The sequence below is a fragment of the Frigoribacterium endophyticum genome (genome assembly GCF_011759585.1).
In the GTDB taxonomy this organism is placed as follows: Bacteria; Actinomycetota; Actinomycetes; order Actinomycetales; family Microbacteriaceae; genus Frigoribacterium; species Frigoribacterium endophyticum.
On record NZ_JAAOYV010000001.1, the window covers coordinates 1,471,677 to 1,490,981 of the forward strand.

A 19,305-nucleotide genomic window follows, 5' to 3' on the forward strand; every position below is an offset into this window, starting at 1 on the left:
AGGTGCAGGGATGTGGGGGTGGGTCGTGAGGGTCGGGGGGCGGGGTCAGGCGCCGGGGACGACGAGGGTCTTGATGTTCCCGTCGAGCTTCGCGGAGAAGAGGTGGTACCCCTCGGCGATGTGCTCGAGCGGCACCCGGTGGGTGACGACGTCGCTCGGCCGGAAGTGCCCGGCGCGGATGTGCTCGAACAGGCGCGGCCACTGGCGCTTGACCGGCGCCTGGTTCATGCGCAGCGTGAGGCCCTTGTTGAGGGCGTCGCCGAACTTGACGGCGCTCGGGATGGGGCCGTAGGCGCCCAGGACGGAGACGGTGCCGCCCTTGCGGACGCCGTCGATGGCCCAGTTCAGGGCGACGGGAGACCCTCCCTGCAGCTTGGCCTTGGCGCTGGTCAGGTGCTGCACGAGGTCGCCGTCGGCCTCGGCGCCCACCGCGTCGATGACGACGTCGGCTCCCAGGTAGTCGGTCTGCTTCTTCAGCTCGACGACCACGTCGTCGTGCTCCGCGAAGTTGATCGTCTCGGCGTGGGCGAAGGTGCGGGCCTTCTCCAGCCGGTACTCGAGGTGGTCGACGACGATCACCCGCGCGGCGCCCATGAACCACGCCGACCGCGCCGCGAAGAGGCCCACCGGCCCGGCGCCGAGCACGACGACCGTGTCGCCCTGGCTGATCTCGCCGAGCTGCGCGCCGAAGTAGCCGGTGCTGAGCGCGTCGGTCATCAGCAGGGCGTCCTCGTCGGCGATGTCGTCGGGGATGATGCTCGGCCCCACGTCGGCGAACGGCACGCGGACGAACTCGGCCTGGCCGCCGTCGTAGCCGCCCGTGGTGTGCGAGTAGCCGTAGATGCCGCCGACGGCCGTGGCGTTCGCGTTGACGTTGTGGCAGTTGGACCACAGCCCGCGCGCGCAGAACCAGCACGAGCCGCAGTAGATGTTGAAGGGCACCATCACGCGGTCGCCCCTCTTCAGGGTCTCGACCGACGACCCGACCTCCTCGACGACCCCGATGAACTCGTGGCCGAAGGTGTGCCCGATCCGGGTGTCGGGCATGAGCCCGTGGTAGAGGTGCAGGTCGGAGCCGCAGATCGCCGCCAGCGTCACCCGGACGATCGCGTCGTTCGGGTGCTCGATGCGCGGCACGTCCTTCTCCTCCACGCGGATCTTGTACGGCCCCCGGTAGGTCATCGCTCGCACGGCTCGTCCTCCCTCGTCGTCGGGCGCCCGCCCTCGGCGCGGCGACCCCTGGTCGACGCCAGTGAACGACGGGAGTCGCGGTGAGGGCCGACCGGGCCGGGGGCCTTGCCTCCGGCGCACGTCCCCGGTTACCATCCGCGGCGGCCCCGCGGGGGCCGGTGCGCGGCGGCGACCGGTGTCGGCGGTCGCTGCGAAGATGGTCGACATGCCCCTCCTCGACGTCGCGCCGCTCGTCGACGCCGTCGACGTCATCCGGTTCGTCGGCCCGCGCCCGTTCGCCAAGGGGCGGCAGTACTCGCGCGAAGACCGGGTCCGCGACATCACCTACGACCCCGTCGACCAGGTCGTCACCGGCACCGTCCGCGGCAGCAGCGCTGAGCCCTACCGGTGCGAGATCGTCCTCCAGCCGACGCGCGGCGAGCAGAGCCGCCCCTCGCGCAGCACCTGCACCTGCCCGCTCGGCGGCGACTGCAAGCACGTCGCGGCCGTGCTGCTCGCCAACAACGCGGCGGCGCTGGCCCCGCCCGCGGCCGCGCCGCTCGGCGGCGACGGCGACCTCCCCTCGCCCCGGGCCGGCGGCGGCGCGGCCGGCGACGCGGCCCCCTCCCCCGACGACTGGCGTGCCCGGCTCGGCGGCCTCACCGGCCGGCCGGCGCCCCGCGACGCCCGCACCACCTCCATGGGCCTGCTGTTCGAGCTGCGGCCGCGGGTCGCCCCGCCCCGCAGCGCCCGGTGGGACGCCCCGCGCGTCGACCGGCACGAGCGCTCGACGGGCGGGCTCGGCGGGGGCCTCGTGAGCGGCAGCTCCCTCGCGGGCGCGGGGGGCGCCTCCCCGGCTCCGGTCCGGCCGTCGGGGGCGGCGAGCTGGCGTCTGGGCGTGCGGCCGGTCAGCCTCAGCCCGACGGGCAACTGGGTGCGGGGCGACCTCACCTGGACGTCGCTGCCCTACCAGATGAACCGGCTCGCGATCGGGGCGGAGCAGCACGCCTGGTTCGGGCAGTTCGCCGCCCTGCACCGGTCGGTGCACGCCTCGTACGTGCCGGGCGAGGCGGACTGGCTGATGCTCGACGACTTCACGAGCCCGCTGCTCTGGCCCCTGCTCGCCGAGGCCCGCCGGCTCGGCGTCGCCCTCGTCACCGGCAAGCGCGCCACCGACGTCACGGTCGCCGCGGGGGCCCGCGTCACCGTCGACGCGCGCACCGATCCGGGCCGGGGCCTCGTGCTGAGCGCCGGGGTCACGGTCGACGGCGAGCCGCACGCCGCCGCCGACACGGGCACGATCGGCGACCACGGCGTGTACGTGGCGACGCCCCAGCCGCACCTCGCCGTCGTGCTCGCCCCGACCGTCGCCCCGCTGGCCCCCGAGCAGAAGCAGCTGCTGACGAGCACGGCCGAGATCACGGTGCCCGAGGCCGACGCCGAGGAGTTCCTCCGCGACTGGTACCCGGGCCTGCAGCAGGCGGTCGCCGTGACCAGCCGTGACGAGTCGGTCGCGCTGCCCGAGGTGCTGCCTCCCCAGCTCGTGCTCACGGCGTCGTTCGGCGCCGGCGACGCCCTCGCCCTGACCTGGCGCTGGGTGATCGCCGGCCGCACCGAGCCCTTCTCCGCGCACGAGACGTCGCTCGACCTGGAGGCGCTCGGCGTCCCCGCGCGCGGGGCGACCCTGAAGGGCGTCGCCGCCGCCGAGTTCGTGGCCACCCGCCTGCCCGAGCTCGAGGGGCGCGACGACCTCCGCGTCGTCGTCGACGGCGAGCGCCCCGACTACCGCGAGCTCACCGAGGCGCCGCACCTGACGGTCACCACGGTCGAGACCGACAAGAGGGACTGGTTCGACCTCGGGGTGCTCGTCACGGTCGAGGGGCGGACGGTGCCGCTCGTGCCGCTGCTCACGGCCCTCGCGAGGCGGCGCGACAAGATGCTGCTCGTCGACAAGTCGTACCTGTCGCTCGCCCACCCCGCCTTCGACGAGCTGAAGCGCTTGATCGACGAGGCCACCGGCCTCGACGAGTGGGAGGCCGGGCCGCGCATCAACCGCTACCAGGCCTCGCTCTGGTCGGAGTTCGACGACCTCGCCGACGCGACGGTGCAGGCCGACGCCTGGCGGAGCGCCGTGGGCGGCCTGCTCGAGCTCGCGGCCGGCGACCAGCTGCCGGGCGTGGCCGACACCCCCGTGCCGGCCGGCCTCGACGCCGAGCTGCGGCCGTACCAGCTCGACGGCTTCCGCTGGCTCGCGTTCCTGCACCAGCACGGCCTCGGCGGGGTCCTCGCCGACGACATGGGCCTCGGCAAGACGGTGCAGACGCTGGCGCTCGTCGCGCACGTGCGCGAGGTGGAGGCACGGGCGCACGTGCGCGAGGAGGAGGCGCGCGGGCGGGAGGCGCGGGCCGGGTCGGCGGGGCGCCCGCCGTTCCTCGTGGTCGCGCCCACCTCGGTCGTGCCGAACTGGGCGTCGGAGGCGGCGCGCTTCACCCCCGGCCTCCGCGTGCACGTCGTGACCGAGACCGAGGCGAAGAGCCGGCGGCGGCTCGCCGCGGTCCTCGCCGGCGGCGACGTCGACCTCGTCGTCACGTCGTACGCGCTGTTCCGGCTCGACGCGGCCAGCTACTCCCGGCACGCCTGGGCGGGGCTGGTGCTCGACGAGGCGCAGTTCGTCAAGAACCCCTCCTCGCAGGCGCACCGCTGCGCCGTCGAGCTCGACGCGCCGTTCAAGCTCGCGATCACGGGCACGCCGCTCGAGAACTCGCTGACCGACCTCTGGGCGCTCTTCCACGTCGTGGCCCCGGGGCTGCTCTCGACGCACGTCCGCTTCTCCGACGACTACGTCAAGCCGATCGCGACCGGTGAACGACCGGAGCTGCTCGCGCGGCTGCGGGCGCGCATCCGGCCCCTCATGCTCCGCCGCACGAAGGAGCTCGTCGCCGCCGACCTGCCCGCCAAGCAGGAGCAGCTGCTGCGCGTCGATCTCGCCCCGGCGCACCGCGAGCTGTACGACGCGTTCCTCCAGCGCGAGCGCCTCAAGCTGCTCGACCTCATCGACGACCTCGACCGCAACCGGTTCATCGTCTTCCGCTCGCTGACGCTGCTGCGCATGCTCGCGCTCGACGCGGCGCTGATCGATCCCGAGTACTCCGACGTGCCGTCGGCGAAGCTCGACCAGCTGCTCGACGAGCTCGACGACGTCGTGGCCGAGGGGCACCGGGCCCTGGTCTTCAGCCAGTTCACCTCGTTCCTCGGGCGCGTGGCCGAGCGCCTCGAGCAGCGGGGCACGGCGCACGAGTACCTCGACGGCTCGACGCGGCGACGGGGCGAGGTGATCGAGAGGTTCAAGGGGGGCGCCTCCCCCGTGTTCCTGATCAGCCTCAAGGCGGGCGGCTTCGGGCTCAACCTCACCGAGGCCGACTACGTGTTCATGCTCGACCCGTGGTGGAACCCCGCGTCGGAGTCGCAGGCCGTCGACCGCACGCACCGCATCGGCCAGACGAAGAACGTCATGGTGTACCGGATGATCGCGAACGACACCGTCGAGGAGAAGGTCCTCGCGCTGCAGCAGAAGAAGGCCGCGCTCTTCGACGCCGTCGTCGACGACGACGCCGTCTTCAGCTCGGCGCTGACGGCCGACGACATCCGCGGGCTGCTCAACTAGGCGGTCGCGCCCCGCCGTGTCAAGGCGTCACCGGCCGACGAGCCCCGGTGCTTGCGTGGGAGCCATGTCTCCCCTGCGCCCCCGTGCCGTGCTCGACCGCGACGTCGCCCCCGGGGTGCACCGGCTCGAGCACGCCGACACGAACCTCTACCTCGTCGAGCACGGCGACCGCGTGCTCATCGTCGACGCGGGCCTGCCGGGGGTGTGGCCGCACCTCGTCGAGTCGCTCTTCGAGCTGGGCCACGGCCTCGGCGACGTCGACGGCGTGCTGCTCACGCACGCGCACTTCGACCACGTCGGCACGGCCCGGCGGCTGCGCCAGCAGTGGGGGCTGCCCGTCTGGGTGCACCCCGACGACGCCCGGCTCGCGCGGCACCCCTACTCGTACCGGCACGAGCGGCCCCGGTGGCGCTACCCGGTCGAGCACCCCGCCGCGGTGCCCGCGCTGACCCGCATGGCCCTGGCCGGTGCCCTCTCCGTGCCCGCCGTGCTCGACACGCGCCCGATCACGGAGGCGGCCCTGCCCGAGGGCGCCGTGCTGCTCGAGACCCCGGGGCACACCGACGGCCACGTCGCGCTGCACCTGCCCGACCGCGACGCGGTCATCGTCGGCGACGCCGTGGTGACGCTCGACCCGTACACGGGCCGACGGGGCCCGCAGATCGTCGCGGGCGCGGCGACGGCCGACAGCGAGCTGGCCCTGGCGTCGCTCGACACGATCGCGGCGACGGGGGCACGGGTACTGCTGCCCGGCCACGGAGCGCCGTTCCGGGGAGGCGCGGCGCAGGCGGTCTCGGAGGCCCGGCGCCGCGGGGCGCACTGAGGGCTCGAGCGCGCTGGGGTGTCGAGGGCGCTGAGGTCTCGGACTCGCTGACGTCTCGGACTCGCTGAGGCGCGTGCCGGGGCGACCGACCACGGGTCGCCGCTCCGCGCCTCCGAGGACGCCGACAATGCGAGGGACCCTCCGCGTAGCGTCACGCGCATGGACTCCGACGACTCGACCGCACCGCGCACGCCCGAGCAGGACGCCGCCGAGCTCGCGCTCGCGATCGTCTCGCACGCCACCGCCATCACGCAGGAGGACGACGCGGCCCTCGACGCGAGCGACGAGAACCTGCGAGAGGTCGTGGCGGGGCAGACCGACCAGCCCCTCACGGAGCGGCAGCAGGAGGTCGTCACGACCCTCGGCACGGCCGGCGGGGCCCTCGCGGCTGGCCTGAGCCACGCCCTGGCCGACGCCCGTGGCGTCGACGCCGCCGAGGTGCTCGGCGCGACGGCCCGCTCGGTCGTCGCCCACGCCCGCGACGGCGAGGCGCTCGACGACGCCGTGCGTGACGCAGCCGACGACGAGCTGGCGGCACGGCACGGCGGGGCCCCGGCGCCGTCGGACGACGACCTCGAGGCCGCCGACCCGCGCCGGGGCACGCTGCCCGAGGGCGAGGCCGACCGCCGTGACCTGCACGACGCCGGCGACCAGGGCCTGCGCTCCTCGGGCAGCGACCGCCAGCACGGCGAGGGCGACTCCCCCCGCTGACGCTGCTCCCCCCGGCTCGCCGGCCGAGCGCCCGGCCCGCCCCAGCCCGGCCCTGCCCTGCCCTGCGCACCGAACCAGTCCGCCGAACCACCGACTGATCAACGAACCACGTCATGGCGTGGTTCGTTGATCAGTCGGTGGTTCGCCGGCGTGACGGGTGCGCCGATGGCGGACGAGGGGCGGCGGGGCCGGGCGCTACGCGGAGACGGGTGCCGGGGCGCGGGCCGCGTCGGCGACGACGGCCGACATGCGCCGCAGCAGCTCCTCGCCGGCCAGCACGCCGTCGGCGTCGGTCACCGTGAGGTGCGACGCCGTCCAGCCGAGGTCGTGCAGCTCGCCGTGGGCAGGGCGGAAGGCGTGGTCGGCGACCTCCAGCATGCCCTGGTCGAGCAGCGAGTCGCCCGCGGCGAGCACGAGGTCGGCGCCCGTGCGGGCCCGCACCTCCTCGAGGGCCGCCGCCTTGGTGACCGGGCTCGGCACGCAGTAGACCTTCCGGCCCTGCACCGAGACCGTCCAGCCGAGCTCGTCGCAGCGCGCCGCCAGGTCGGCCACCGCCGTCTCGGGCATCTCGGCACGGTCGACGACCGCGTAGACGAAGAGGTCCTCCGCGACCTTGACCGAGAGCGTCCAGGTGCTCCAGTGCGCATCGGTCAGGAGGGCCTCGACCTGGGCGAGGGGCGCGCACTCCTCCGCGACGCGGGCGTCGAGGCGTCGTCGCCAGTCGAGGTCGGGCACGCCGTCGACGAGCAGCGCGCCGCCGTTGGTCGTCACCGCGTGCGTCGGCCGGACGCCCGGCAGCCGCACGCGCTGGTACTGGGCCACGGTGCGCGTCGTCACCGGGACGAGGTGCGCCGCGGCCGCGAGCGAGACGAGCAGCCCCTCGGAGGCGCGGGTCGTGAACGAGATCGGCACGCCCCCGTAGACCTCCGCCACGAGCAGGTCGGGCGCGTCGCGGTCGTCGCCCTGCAGGCGCAGCGCGGCGGCGGAGTAGATCAGGGTGCGGTCGAGGTCGCAGGCGACGACCACGGGGGCGCGGCTCATCGGGCACCTCCGTCGGTCGAGGAGGTCGGGGCTGGCTCGGCGCGCACGGCGCGCCCGTCGGCACCGGTCGCCCCGGCGGTGTGCACGGGGTGGATCAGCCCGACGCAGCTGTAGGGCAGCTCGTCGACGACCTCCACCGGCACGCCGCGCTGCTCGGCCAGCAGCAGCACGTGGCGGACCTCGTCGAGGGCGTCGGCGCGCACGAGCACCTTCCAGGGGATGCGCCGCAGCAGCACGCGGGTCGTCTCGCCCACGCCGGGCTTGACGAGGTTCACGTCGTGCACGCCCTGCTCGTCGCTGATGCGCTCGACGGCCTCCCAGCCGGCCCAGGTCGGGCCGGCGGCCCGGTCGGGCTCCGTCGCCGCGGCCGCGACGCGACGGTCGACCTCGTCGACGACGGCGTCGAAGCGCGCCGAGACCGTGTCGACGAAGGCGCGCGACACGTCGGCTTCGGCGAGCTCCGAGTAGAACTTGCCGCCGTGGAAGTCGTGGTCGCCGATCAGCCGGCGGTTGTAGACCGTGCGCGAGACGAGGCCCGAGACGGTCGAGTTGAGGCAGGCGGACGGGATGAGGAAGTCGTCGCGGGTGCCCCAGGTCGACGCGCAGCGGCCCGGGTCAGCGAGCACGGCGAGGTCGTCGCCGAAGCGCACGCCGTCGGTCTCCTCGAAGCGCGCCAGGGCCTCGGTCAGCTCGCGGGTGATGGCGCCCTTGCCCGTCCAGCCGTCCACGAAGACGACGCGCGCCGGGTCGTGGTGGGCGACCAGCCAGCGCAGGGCGACCGGGTCGAGGCCCACGCCGCGCACGATGCTCATCGTGAGGTGCGGGGCGTCGACGCCGCGCACGCGGGCGGCCCAGCGGCGCATCAGTACCCCGACGGGGGTGCCGGCCCGCGCGAGCGAGACGAGCACCGGCGCCTGGTCGCGGGCGGCGAGCACGAGGTCGGTGACGACCCCGACGGCCGTCGCGACGCGGTCGGCCGACCGGGCCAGCGCCTCCTCGTACAGGGCCTGGTACTCGGGGGTGGGCTGGTACTCGATCGGCAGCGACTCGGCGTAGTTGGCCGTCCCGCCCTGCAGCGTCGCCTCGCGCTCGTGCGCGGGCGCCTCGAGCTGCGCGTCGCCGAGGTCGGTGAGCAGCCACGACACGTCGTCGGCGTCGTACGAGCCGAACGCCGGGCCGACGAGCGGCTCGGGCAGGTCGGGGCGCTCGGGCCGCTCGGGCAGCTCGTCGGCGGGGCGCGACGCCCCGGTCGGGGCGGCGGGGGCGGTGGAGGCGGGGCTGGGCTGCACGTCGGATCTCTCGGTGAGGCTGTCGGCGGGGCGGGCGGGCGCGGGGGCGGGGGCTTCGTCGGCCGCCGCGAGCAGCACGACGAGCACGTGATCGGCGACCTCGCGGAGCGCCTCGGTGACGCTCCCGGCACCGACGAGCTCGTCGGGGTCGGTGCCCGGCTCGGGCATCAGCACGACGACGCGGGGCCGGGCTCCGGCCCGGGACAGGTTGTAGGCGTGCCGCGGCCCGGGGCCGTCGAGGGTCACGTCGTGGCTGCGGAAGGTGACGCCCGAGGCGACCGCGTAGTCGGGGCGGTCCAGCACGGCGATGGGCGACCGCGTGGTCGACGAGGCCCGCGTGGGCAGGTGGCCGTCGAGCTCGTGCGCGACGGCGAGGGGGACGGAGAGGAACTCCTCGGTGCCGAGCACGACGACCGGGTCGCCGCCTCGGGCGCCCGCGCGCAGGTCGGTCGGCAGGGCCTCGAGCACGGCCGCCACGACGCCGGCCACGTCGACGGCGGCCGTCGCGGCCGGGGCGTCGACCCCGAACCGCTCGCTCCGCACCGGCGCGACGACGTCGCGGAGGTCGAGCAGCGCGACGGCGTCGGCCGCCGCGGCACGGAGGAGGGCGGGCACGGCCTCGCCGAGCCCGGCCGCCACGTCGGCCCCGACGGTCAGCACGTCGGCGGGCAGCTCGACGCGCCCCTGCCCGAGCGCCACGACGTCGACGCGGGTGCCGAGCTCGCGCGCGACGGCGTCGAGCGCGGCCCGGTCGTCGTCGCCCCGGAGGTCGACGAGGGCCGCGACCACGAAGCGCTCCTGCGGCACCCGCGCGTGCAGGTCGCGGACGGTGTCGACCACCGTCGCCCCGGTGCTCAGCTCGTCGTCGACGAGCACCACGGTGCCGCCGACGCGCAGCCGAGACGGGTCGGTCGGCAGCAGCCGGTGGCTGGTGGCGTGCGAGTGGGCCTCCTCGAACGCGCCGAAGGCGACGGCGCCCGCGGGGTCGTGACGGGTCGAGTGGAGGTACCACGAGCCGAGGGCGTCGGCGACGAGGCGCCCTAGCCCGGTCGCCGTCTCGGCGTAGCCGAGCGTCGCGACGCCGGGGTGCCCGGTGCGGAGGGCGGCCAGCTCACGGCGCAGGGCCGTGAGGTCGCCCCGGAGTCGCGCCCGCGCCTCCCCCTCGGCCTCCCGCTCGGCCAGCAGCCTGGTGAACTCGCCCGCCAGCCGCCGGAGCTCGGCACCGCGGGCGCCCGCGTCGCCCTCGGCCAGCGCGAGGTCCGCCGCCGTGCCGAGCAGCTCGCCCGCCACCACGGCGAGGCCGGGGACGGTCGGCACGTGCTTGGCGAGCACGGTGGAGACGAGGAGGTGCGCCCGTCGGGGGTTCCGCCGGAGCGCGAGGCCGACGAGGAGCTCGACGGGCACCAGGCCGTCGCCCTCGGAGCGCACGACGATGCCGACCCGGTCGTGCACGAAGCCGCTCTCGGGCGACATCGGAAGGGCGGGCGGCGTCGAGGCAGCGACGGGTGCGGCGGCGGCGGGCGCGGCGGACCGCACCGCCTCGGAGACCGGGCCGGGGCTCGCGCTCACGCCGCGCCTCCGGCCAGGCTCAGCGAGGTCGCCCGCATGCTGAGCTCGAGCAGGTCGACGTACGTGGTCTCCTCCGCGGCGACCCCGAAGGCCGCGGCGCGCAGCAGCGTGCGCTCGGCCCAGGCGCGGTGCGGCTTCATCTCGTTCATCTTGTTGCGGTACGGCGAGGCGACCGCGCCGCCGCCCTGGCGACCCGTGATCGCGAGGGCGTCGTGGTACTCCTCGTGGCTGACGACGCTCATGGCGTGCACGAGCGCGACGTGCGACGGGTGGATGACGGTCTTGCCCGTGATGCCGTTCGCCTGGTCGAGCGCGATCTCGCGCAGCAGGCCGTCGAAGTTCTCGAGCAGCAGTCGGCGGCGCAGGTCGACGTCGTCGGCCTCGACGAAGGGCGTCATGCGCAGCTGGGGGCGCAGGAGGCGCTCGGTGTCGGCGTAGTGCTCCCAGACCGGGCCGCTGATGACGAAGCCGCGGTCGTGGCGCCCCAGCCGGTTGACGATGTCGGCGATCATGGACGCGACGACGCCCACGTCGTAGATCGTGAGGTCGCGCGACCGGCGGAGGCCGAAGGCGCTCGAGAGGTCGGTCGCGCCGATGCGGACGGCGAGCACGTCCTCACGGTGGCGCTGCAGCACCTCGGTGATGCCCTCGAGCGCCGCGGTGCGCGTCTCGGCGTGGATCATCACGGGCGACTCGAGGATGGGCATGACCCGGAGCCGCCGACGGGCCGCGTCGCCGCCCTGGTCGAAGCGCTCGTGGATCTCGTGCAGCACGGCGAAGAAGCGGTCGGCGTAGCCGTCCTGGTTCTCGAACTTCGGCAGCACGAAGCCGCTGAGCACGTCGAGCGCGGAGCCCGACCGCTCGGCCACGCGGAGCATCTGCTCGGGCGTCCGCACGCGCACGAAGAGCAGGGGCGCGGGCAGCGGCGCCGCGTCGGGCGCGAGGTCGCCGGCCTGCTCACGGTGCAGCTCGGCCAGGGCCGCCACCACGGCGTCCTCGGCCTGGTCGACCTCGTCGTCGGCGACGCTGTCCTCCAGGCAGAGCACCATGCTCATGACGCCGCGGGCCGCCTGCTTGTGCACCGCACCGACGAGGTCGGGGCGCGTGCCGGGGCAGTAGAGCGTGGCCCCGAGGGCGACCGCGAGCAGCGGCGCGGGCGACGAGAAGTCGAGCCGCTGCGGGATCGTGTGGAAGACGAGCGACAGCTGCTCGTCGCTGAGGAAGCCGAAATGGCGCATGGGCGATCATCTCCCGTTCGGGGCGCTGTCACCGGGACGCTCGGGGATCGAGTACCCGAATCTCTGGTGGACGAGAGGTGGCGTGAGGGTGTCCGGCAGGGTCACCCGGCGCAGCTCGAGGAGGCCGTCGACGACGAGCACCGCCAGCGCGACCCGCTCGCCGGGCTCGGCCGGGTCGACCGAGAGGCGGCGGTCGCCGGGCAGCTCGACCTGCAGCCACGCACCGTCGCCCGCCACGACCAGGGCCCGGCGCAGCTCGCGCACGTGCCGCAGGGTGACGAGCACCTCGTCGCCGTCGAAGGCCACGAGCGGGCGGTTGCCGCTGGTCGTCACGACGTCGCCCATGCGCTGGCCGGTCGAGAACGCCGCCCCGTCGACCAGCTCCGTGCTCTCCCACACGGCGTGCACGCCGGCGGTGACGACGAGCGTGCCGATCGCCGACCGCCGCGGCGAGAGCCGCACGACGGGCTGGTCGCGGCTCAGCTCGCGGACGTCGGTGACGTCGGGGGCCGGGAACGGCGCGGGTCGTGTCGGGCGGGCGGGGCGAGCGGGGCGGGCGGGGCGAGTCGTGCCGGTCACGCTCGACGGGCCGGAGGCGGGGCGCGAGCCGGGCGCGGAGGTCGCGGCCGCGGCCCCTCCGCGGGGTCCGCCCAGCGAGAGGCCCGACGACGCGGGCGGCGTGGCCGTCGGCGTCGGCGTCCGAGTCGGCGTCGGCGTCACCGGCGTTGAGGCCGGCGCCGCCGTGTGCGTCGCGGCGACGTCGGGCACCGCGACCTGCGGCTTCACCCGCCGTCGCAGGAAGACGAGGTCGGTGCGCGTCGGACGCTCGGCCACGGCTAGAGCGTCACCTTGTAGTCGCGGGCCACGCCGGCGAGGCCGGTGGTGTAGCCCTGGCCGAGGGCACGGAACTTCCAGTCGTCGCGGTGGCGGTAGAGCTCGCCGAAGAGCATCGCGTTGATCGCGTGGTTCTCGTCGCTCGGCACGACGAAGCGGACGAGATCGCGGCCGTCCTTCGTGGCGACGCGCATGCTCGCCTGGCGGACGGCCCCGAAGGTGCCGAGGCCGCGGCGGTCGGGGTCGACGTAGACGACGAAGACGATCTTGGCCACGTCGTCGGGCACGAGGGCGAGGTCGACGTCGATCTGCTCCTGGTCGGCGTCGCCGTCGAACGCGACGGCGCCGTCGGCCGAGACGAGCTGGTTGAAGAACACCACGTCGTCGCCGGTGCGGGCGGTGCCGTCCGCGCCGCAGAGCACCGCGAGGGGCACGAGCTCGGGCTGCGGGCCGCGGCTCGGCGTGGTCTGCCACGAGAAGCCGACGAGCAGCTCGTGCACGTCGGGGTTCTCGGCGGTCAGCGCGGCGTTGCTGCCGGGCACCATCTCGCCCATCAGGGTCCTTCCAGTCGGAGGGTCGGCTCGTCGAACTTCGAGCGGAGGAAGCGGCCGTGGGTCGACAGCTCCTCGATCGCGCCGAGCCTGACCTGGTTCGTGAAGTCCAGGACGGTCTCGTGGACGATGCCGAGCTGCTCGACGAAGAGAGCGGTGGGGCGGGAGTCCTCGGTGCGGTCGACCGCGGGCAGCGAGAGGTAGCGGCCGAGCGGCGTGGGCACGTGGTCCTCGACGAGCTGCTCCATGAGCACCCGCTGCTCGGTCGAGGCGCCCTGCGACTCGATCAGGGCCGCCGACTCGCGGAGCACGTCGACGATCTGGAGCAGGTGCGAGGTGACGAGGGTGGGCAGGCGGCCTCCGCCGGCGTCGATCGAGCGCGCCAGCTCCTCCAGCCGACGGGCCTCCGGCGTCGTGGAGCCCTGCCCGAGCGCCGACGCGACGACCTCGCCAGCCGCGGCCACCGCCTCCACCGGGGTCGACGACGGACGCGCCGGGACGGAGTCGTCCCGGTCGCGCCCGAAGATCCTGCCGAAGACCATCGGCTAGGCCGAGGGGCCGCCCAGCGCCGGGCGGGCGGTCGCGCCGCCGAGCTCGGCGGCCTCGCCCTGGCGGCTGCGCTCCAGGTAGGGCTTGGCCCGGGTGATGCCGGCCTCGAGGGCCGCCACCGTGCCGGACATGTTCTGCGCGGCCTGCGAGCGGAAGGAGTCGATCGAGTCCATCGTCGCGAAGACGTTGTCGAAGGCCTTCTGCAGCGTGTCGACGCTGACGCCCGATGACGACGCCTGCTCGTGGATGCGGGCGGTCTGGTCCTTCAGCATCTCGCTGGTCTGCAGGATCATGTTGTTCGTCGTGGTGTTGATGGCGTCGATCTGGTCGAGCACCATCTTCTGGTTGGCCAGGGCCGCCGCGACCGTGACGGCCGTGCGGAGGGCGGCGATGGTCGTCGTGCGGGCGCGGTCGACGCCCTTCACCAGCTCGACGTTGTTCTTGCGGATGAGGTCCATGGCGAGGTAGCCCTGCACCGACACCGCCAGCTGCGTGAGGATGTCCTGTCGGCGCTGGCGGATCGGGAAGAGGACGTCGGCCTCGAGCTTCTGCGCCTGCTCCAGCTGGCCGGAGGCGCGGGCGGAGTCGATCTTGGCGGTCGCGGCCTGGTCGAGGGCGTCGGCGAAGACGGCGTACTCGCTGAGCTGACCCATCGTCTCCCAGAGCTGCTGCTTCTCGCCGGCCAGGGCCGCGTTGTCTTTCAGGAGCTCGTCCTTGCCCGACATGAGCGACTTGATGATCGCGTCGAGCTGCGTCTGGGCCGACTCGTACTTCTGGAAGTACTTGGCCAGCTTGTTCCCGCCCGGGATGAACCCGAGGATCTTCCGGCCCACGCCGAGGTCGGCCTGGTTCGGCGTGAGGTCCTCCACCGTCGACCGCAGGTCGCCCAGGGTGTTCGCGACCTTGATCTGGGCGCTGTCGCCGCCGCGCTTCGCCCCGGCGACCGACGAGCTCGACCGCTCGAGCATGCGCGTCGAGTAGCCGCTCGACGAGGTCATCTCGGCGCTGGCGAGGCTCGAGATGCCCTCGACCTTCTCCGTGAACTCGGGCGCCCGCGGGTCGAGGGTCGACACGTCGCGGATGAACTCCTGCGCCTGGCGCCGGATCTCGACCTGGCGCTCCTCCGGCACGGGGATCATGCCGGGCGCCGTCTCGGGCTCGACGATCGCCGGCGCCTCGGGTGCGCGCAGGACGAGTTCGCCGCTCTCGTCGGGGTCGGGAGGAGTGAGGGTCATGCTCATGGGTGATCCGATCCTGAGGTGTCGACGGGGTGGAACCGGGTGGTGGGGTCGGCTCAGCCGAAGGTGACGCCGAAGTCGCCGGCGATGCCCGCGAGGCCGGTGGTGTAGCCCTGGCCGACCGCCTTGAACTTCCACTCCGAGCCGCTGCGGTAGACCTCGGCGAAGACCATGGCGGTCTCGGGCGCGGCGTCCTCGCTGAGGTCGAAGCGGACGATCTCCTTGTCGTCCTGGTCGAGCACGCGGCAGTAGGCGCCGCGGACCTGGCCGAAGTTCTGGCGACGCTCGTCGGCCTGGTCGATCGAGACCGCGATGACGACGCGGTCGACGTCGGCCGACACGCTCTGCAGGTCGATCGAGATCTGCTCGTCGTCGCCGTCGCCCGCGCCGGAGCGGTTGTCGCCGAGGTGCTTCACCGAGCCGTCGGCGGCCTCGGTCTGGTTGTAGAAGATGAAGTCGGCCGACGAGCGGACCTTGCCGGCCGGGCCGACGAGGAGGGCCGAGGCGTCGAGGTCGAAGGCCTCGCCGCTGGTCGTGCGCGGGTCCCAGCCGAGGCCGACGGTGGCGACGGTCAGCCCGGGGCTGGTCTTGGTGAGCGAGAGGTTGTTGCCCTTGGCGAGCGAGAGTCCGGCCATGGTGTCGTCCTTCTGTCGTGGTGGTGCGCGTACGGGGTGCGGTGGCGCTGGCGGTGCGGGGCGGTGCGGGCCCGGGCTCAGTCGAGCACGATGCCGAAGTCGGTGGCGATGCCGTAGAGGCCGGTGGAGTAGCCCTGGCCCACGGCGCGGAACTTCCACTCGGCGCCGTGGCGGTAGATCTCGGAGAAGATCATGGCCGTCTCGGAGGCGGCGTCCTCGCTGAGGTCGTAGCGCACGACCTCCTGCCCGGTGTCTTCGTTGACGACACGGCAGAACGCGTCGCGCACCTGCCCGAAGTTCTGCCGACGGACGTCGCCCTGGTCGATCGTGACGCAGATGACGATGCGGTCGACGTCGGCGGGCAGCAGCGACAGGTCGATGCGGATCTGCTCGTCGTCGCCGTCGCCCTCGCCGGTGCGGTTGTCGCCGAGGTGGGCGACCGATCCGTCGGGGGTGGCCAGCTGGTTGTAGAAGATGAAGTCGTCCTGCGACCGGACCTTCCCGTCGGCGCCGAGCAGCAGCGCCGAGGCGTCGAGGTCGAAGGCCTGGCCGGCGGTGGTCCGCGGATCCCAGCCGAGGCCGACGACGGCACGGCTCAGGGTCGGGTCGGCCTTGGAGAGGGAGAGGTTGTGGCCCTTGGAGAGGGTGAGGCTCGCCATCGATGTGTTCCTTCCGTGCGGGGTGCCGTGGTGCGGGGTGCTGTCGGCTCGGCCGACGACCTAGAGCGCGGCGGCGGCGGGGCCGACGAGCTCGGGCACGGCCCGGCCGTTCGCCCGGTCGCCGATGGCGGTGAAGGTCCAGCCCTCGGTCGTGCGCGCGACCTTGGCCATGATCATGGCGGTGTGCGTGCCCGAGTCGGTCAGCTGGTAGCGCGCGACCTCGGGGCTGCCGGCGGTCGAGTCGTCGACGACGCGGCAGAACGCGTTCTTGACGAGGTCGAAGGTCTGACGGCTGTAGCTGCTGATGACGAAGACGATCTGGCTGACGCTCGGCGAGACGCGGGTGAGGTCGATCATGATCGTCTCGTCGTCGCCGTCGCCCTCGCCGGTGAGGTTGTCGCCGGTGTGCCGGGCCGAGCCGTCCTTGCTCGCGAGCTGCTGGAACCAGACGAGGTCGAGCACCGCGCCGTTCGCGTCGAAGAAGATCGCGGAGGCGTCGAGGTCGACGTCGGCCTCCTTCTTGAGGCCGCCGAAGAAGCCCTTCTTGGCCGGCGTCGCGCTGTCCCAGCCGAGGCCGAGGCGCACCTTCGACAGCTGGCCGCCGTCGGCCTTCTTGAGGCTCAGCGACTGGCCCTTCTGCAAGCTCAGACCCATGATGTTCTCCTTCGATGATCGTGGTGGAGAGCTGCCGCGAGGACCGCTCCTCCTGTTCGTTGCCTGTGTGACTGGTGACATCCTGTCCGAACGACCTGGGCTGGTGCTGACCGCGGGCGATGGAGCAGCTGTCGGAGCCCTGTGCCCGAGGAGGCGCGGAACGGCACCCGGAGCCCGCTAGCGGGAGGCGGTGACCGGCGCCTCCGCCGCCTCCTCGCGCGCCACGCGCCGGTTGCGCACCAGCGACGACGCGAACGCGGCGAGGATGAAGACGACCCCGATGAGGCCCGTGACGACCTCGTTGACGTGGACGCTGATCGACACGAGCAGGATCGTGGCCAGCGCGCCGATCGCCCAGTGCGCGCCGTGGTCGAGGTAGACGTAGTCGTCGAGCGTGCCGGCCCGGACGAGGAAGACCGTGAGCGACCGGACGAAGATCGCGCCGATGAGGCCGAGGCCGAGCGCGATGAGGATGGGGTCGCTCGTGATGGCGAACGCGCCGATGACCCCGTCGAACGAGAACGACGCGTCGATGACCTCGAGGTAGAGGAAGAGCAGGAAGGCCGCGCGGCCCACGACCTTGCCGCCGGTGTTGCGCGGGCCGCCGGCGCTGATGCGCTCGGCACGCGCGGCGACCTCCTCCGGGTCGATGTCCTGGTCGTCGTCGTCGTCCGACACGTCGAACAGGGCTCCGAGGCCCGTGACGAGGAAGTACGCGACCATGCCGAGCGCCCCGGCGACGAGCACGACCGCCTGCTTCTCGCCCGCCGCGAGCGAGGCCACGACGAGGGCGACGAGGCCGATGACGACGGAGGCGCTGCTGAGCTTGCCGACCCAGGCGAAGGCGAGCTCGGGGATCTTCAGCCAGCGGATGTCGCGGTCCTCGAACATGAAGTCGAGGAAGAGCATGAGCAGGAAGATCCCACCGAAGGCCGCGATCTGCGGGTGCGCGTCGTTGAGGATGTACGCGTAGGTGCCGGGCTCCTCGATGCTGCCCTGCTCGAGAGCCAGGCGGATGGCCTCGACCGGGTTCAGCTGCGCCGTGACGGCGACGATCAGCAGCGGGAAGAGGATCCGCATGCCGAGCACGGCGATGAGGATGCCCACGGTGAGGAACATCTTCTGCCAGAAGGCGCTCATGCGCTCGAGGATGCGGGCGTTGACCACCGCGTTGTCGAAGCTGAGGCTGATCTCGAGGATGCCGAGCACCGCGACCAGGATCAGCGCCTCGACGCCGCCGTACACGAAGCCCACCGCGAGGGCCAGCACCGTGACGACCAGCGACCCCGCGAACGTCTTGAAGAACACCTGGCGACTCCCCCTCGGCCGGTCGTGCCGGCCTGCTCGTGACCGTGCGGGCCCGGGCCCCCACGGGGTGCCCCGGCCGTCGGCCCGGGCACCCGCCGAGTATATGGGCGCGCCGCGGGCTCGGCACGGCGGTCGTGCACATCGTGCAGCCGGGCCGGGCCGGGCCGGGCGGGGCGGCGCCGGGGCCTACGGGATGAGGCGCGCCTCGCGGTAGCGGGCGAAGAGCCGGGCGAAGGCGGTCTCGGTGCGGACGAAGCCGAGGAAGCCGGCCTCGCGGCTCTTGCCCATGTCGGTCACGACCTCCATCTCGCGGCCGAGGTCGGCGTCGGTGTGCCACCACGAGGCGACCCGGGAGAGGTCGGCCTCCGCCAGGCCGAGGCGCCCGGCGATCTCGGCCCAGTCGGCCTCCCGCCCCGCGAACTGCTGCTCGAAGGGGCGCGGCGCCCCCTCGTAGCCCTGCACGAGGGCGGGGTCGACGCCGAGGTGCTCGGCGAGGCGCGGCCACATCCAGCGCCACCGGAACACGTCGCCGTTGACGACGTTGAACGGCTCGTCGGCGCCGGCCGGGTCGGTGGCGGCCCAGACCATGTGGTCGGCGAGCAGGCCCGCGTCGGTCATGTCGGTGAGCGAGTTCCACTGTGTCTCGCTGCCGGGGAAGGTGAAGGGCAGGCCGAGCTCTCGGCTGAGCGTGGCGGCGGCCGCGACGGTCAGGCCCATGTTCATGGCGTTGCCGACGGCGTAGCCGATCACCGTGTGCGAGCGGTGCACCGACCAGGTGAAGCCCTGGCGCTCGGCGGCCGCGAACAGCTCGTCCTCCTGCGCGTAGTAGAAGTTCGGGGTGTCGAGCCGCGGCTCCTCCTCGTGGAAGGGCGTGTCGGGCATCTCGCCGGCCGCGTACGCCTCGAACGGCCCGAGGTAGTGCTTGAGGCCGGTGACGAGGGCGACGTGCTGGAGGGGCGCGTGCGCCAGGGCCGCGAGCAGGTCGCGCACCATGCCGGCGTTGACGGCGATGTTCTCGGCCTCGGTCTCCTGTCGCGACCACGCCGTGAAGAAGACGTGCGTCGGCCGTTCGTCGCGGAGCGCCTCGGCGAGGCTCTCCGCGCTGCGCAGGTCGGCGGCGACGCCGCGCACGCCGGGGGCGGAGGAGGCGCGGCGCGAGAGCGCGAGGACCTCCCACCCGTCGCGCGTGAGCGCCTCGACGAGCGCTGTGCCCGTGATGCCGCTGGCGCCGACGACGAGCGCGGTGCGGTCGGCCTCGCCGGAGGCGCGGGCGGGGCCGGGCCCCGCCTCGCCCTCGGTCGACGGGCCGGTGGTCGTGGGGGTGGTCGTGTTGTCGGTCACGTGTCGTGAAAGTACGCGGCGCCGCTCCGTG

16 protein-coding genes are annotated in these 19,305 nt (G+C 73.8%); 3 read left to right on the forward strand and 13 right to left on the reverse strand.

Features of this window, described 5'->3' with window-relative positions:
- Window positions 1-45 precede the first annotated feature (45 nt).
- Window positions 46-1,191, reverse strand: coding sequence for an alcohol dehydrogenase catalytic domain-containing protein (locus FHR77_RS06835; RefSeq protein ID WP_167259310.1), 1,146 nt, complete (start codon window positions 1,189-1,191; stop codon window positions 46-48).
- A gap of 205 nt (window positions 1,192-1,396) precedes the next feature.
- On the opposite strand from FHR77_RS06835, the gene FHR77_RS06840 reads away from it, so the two are divergent.
- The 3 genes from FHR77_RS06840 to FHR77_RS06850 all read left to right on the forward strand — a co-directional run bounded on the left by FHR77_RS06840 (window position 1,397) and on the right by FHR77_RS06850 (window position 6,368).
- Complete coding sequence (locus FHR77_RS06840; protein ID WP_167259311.1) at window positions 1,397-4,834, forward strand: DEAD/DEAH box helicase; 3,438 nt, start codon at window positions 1,397-1,399, stop codon at window positions 4,832-4,834.
- Between the two features lie 64 nt (window positions 4,835-4,898).
- The gene (locus FHR77_RS06845; protein ID WP_208380419.1) at window positions 4,899-5,657 is read left to right on the forward strand and encodes an MBL fold metallo-hydrolase; all 759 of its coding nucleotides are present in this window, start codon (window positions 4,899-4,901) and stop codon (window positions 5,655-5,657) included.
- 159 nt (window positions 5,658-5,816) lie between these two features.
- Window positions 5,817-6,368: a hypothetical protein gene (locus tag FHR77_RS06850; protein WP_167259312.1), complete on the forward strand. Its 552-nt coding sequence runs from the start codon at window positions 5,817-5,819 to the stop codon at window positions 6,366-6,368.
- 195 nt (window positions 6,369-6,563) lie between these two features.
- Here FHR77_RS06850 and FHR77_RS06855 read toward each other — a convergent pair whose 3' ends face one another.
- The 12 genes from FHR77_RS06855 to FHR77_RS06910 all read right to left on the reverse strand — a co-directional run bounded on the left by FHR77_RS06855 (window position 6,564) and on the right by FHR77_RS06910 (window position 19,274).
- Window positions 6,564-7,409, reverse strand: a complete 846-nt coding sequence (locus FHR77_RS06855; RefSeq protein WP_167259313.1) for an HAD family hydrolase — start codon at window positions 7,407-7,409, stop codon at window positions 6,564-6,566.
- Window positions 7,406-10,267 (reverse strand): phosphoribosyltransferase domain-containing protein, encoded by a 2,862-nt coding sequence (locus tag FHR77_RS06860; protein ID WP_341777253.1) that lies wholly within the window; start codon window positions 10,265-10,267, stop codon window positions 7,406-7,408. Before FHR77_RS06860 ends, FHR77_RS06855 begins: the two co-directional genes overlap by 4 nt.
- Window positions 10,264-11,505, reverse strand: a complete 1,242-nt coding sequence (locus FHR77_RS06865; RefSeq protein ID WP_167259314.1) for an HpcH/HpaI aldolase/citrate lyase family protein — start codon at window positions 11,503-11,505, stop codon at window positions 10,264-10,266. Before FHR77_RS06865 ends, FHR77_RS06860 begins: the two co-directional genes overlap by 4 nt.
- Window positions 11,506-11,511: 6 nt before the next feature.
- Window positions 11,512-12,339 (reverse strand): hypothetical protein, encoded by an 828-nt coding sequence (locus FHR77_RS06870; RefSeq protein WP_167259315.1) that lies wholly within the window; start codon window positions 12,337-12,339, stop codon window positions 11,512-11,514.
- A 2-nt stretch (window positions 12,340-12,341) separates the two neighbouring features.
- Window positions 12,342-12,893 carry a TerD family protein gene (locus FHR77_RS06875; RefSeq protein ID WP_056055253.1) on the reverse strand — a complete coding sequence of 184 codons (552 nt, stop codon included), beginning with the start codon at window positions 12,891-12,893 and terminating at the stop codon, window positions 12,342-12,344.
- Window positions 12,893-13,432 carry a hypothetical protein gene (locus tag FHR77_RS06880; RefSeq protein WP_167259316.1) on the reverse strand — a complete coding sequence of 180 codons (540 nt, stop codon included), beginning with the start codon at window positions 13,430-13,432 and terminating at the stop codon, window positions 12,893-12,895. Before FHR77_RS06880 ends, FHR77_RS06875 begins: the two co-directional genes overlap by 1 nt.
- A 3-nt stretch (window positions 13,433-13,435) precedes the next feature.
- Entirely contained in the window at window positions 13,436-14,680 is a 1,245-nt protein-coding gene (locus FHR77_RS06885; protein WP_243861375.1) for a toxic anion resistance protein, read from the reverse strand.
- 53 nt (window positions 14,681-14,733) lie between these two features.
- Window positions 14,734-15,312, reverse strand: a complete 579-nt coding sequence (locus tag FHR77_RS06890; RefSeq protein ID WP_056055259.1) for a TerD family protein — start codon at window positions 15,310-15,312, stop codon at window positions 14,734-14,736.
- A gap of 77 nt (window positions 15,313-15,389) precedes the next feature.
- The gene (locus tag FHR77_RS06895; RefSeq protein ID WP_167259317.1) at window positions 15,390-15,971 is read right to left on the reverse strand and encodes a TerD family protein; all 582 of its coding nucleotides are present in this window, start codon (window positions 15,969-15,971) and stop codon (window positions 15,390-15,392) included.
- A gap of 60 nt (window positions 15,972-16,031) precedes the next feature.
- A complete protein-coding gene (locus FHR77_RS06900) occupies window positions 16,032-16,625 on the reverse strand; it encodes a TerD family protein (RefSeq protein WP_167259318.1) in 594 nt (197 codons plus the stop codon).
- Between the two features lie 177 nt (window positions 16,626-16,802).
- Window positions 16,803-17,933, reverse strand: a complete 1,131-nt coding sequence (locus tag FHR77_RS06905) for a DUF475 domain-containing protein (protein WP_056055266.1) — start codon at window positions 17,931-17,933, stop codon at window positions 16,803-16,805.
- 186 nt (window positions 17,934-18,119) lie between these two features.
- Window positions 18,120-19,274 carry an NAD-dependent epimerase/dehydratase family protein gene (locus FHR77_RS06910; RefSeq protein WP_167259319.1) on the reverse strand — a complete coding sequence of 385 codons (1,155 nt, stop codon included), beginning with the start codon at window positions 19,272-19,274 and terminating at the stop codon, window positions 18,120-18,122.
- Window positions 19,275-19,305 lie beyond the last annotated feature (31 nt).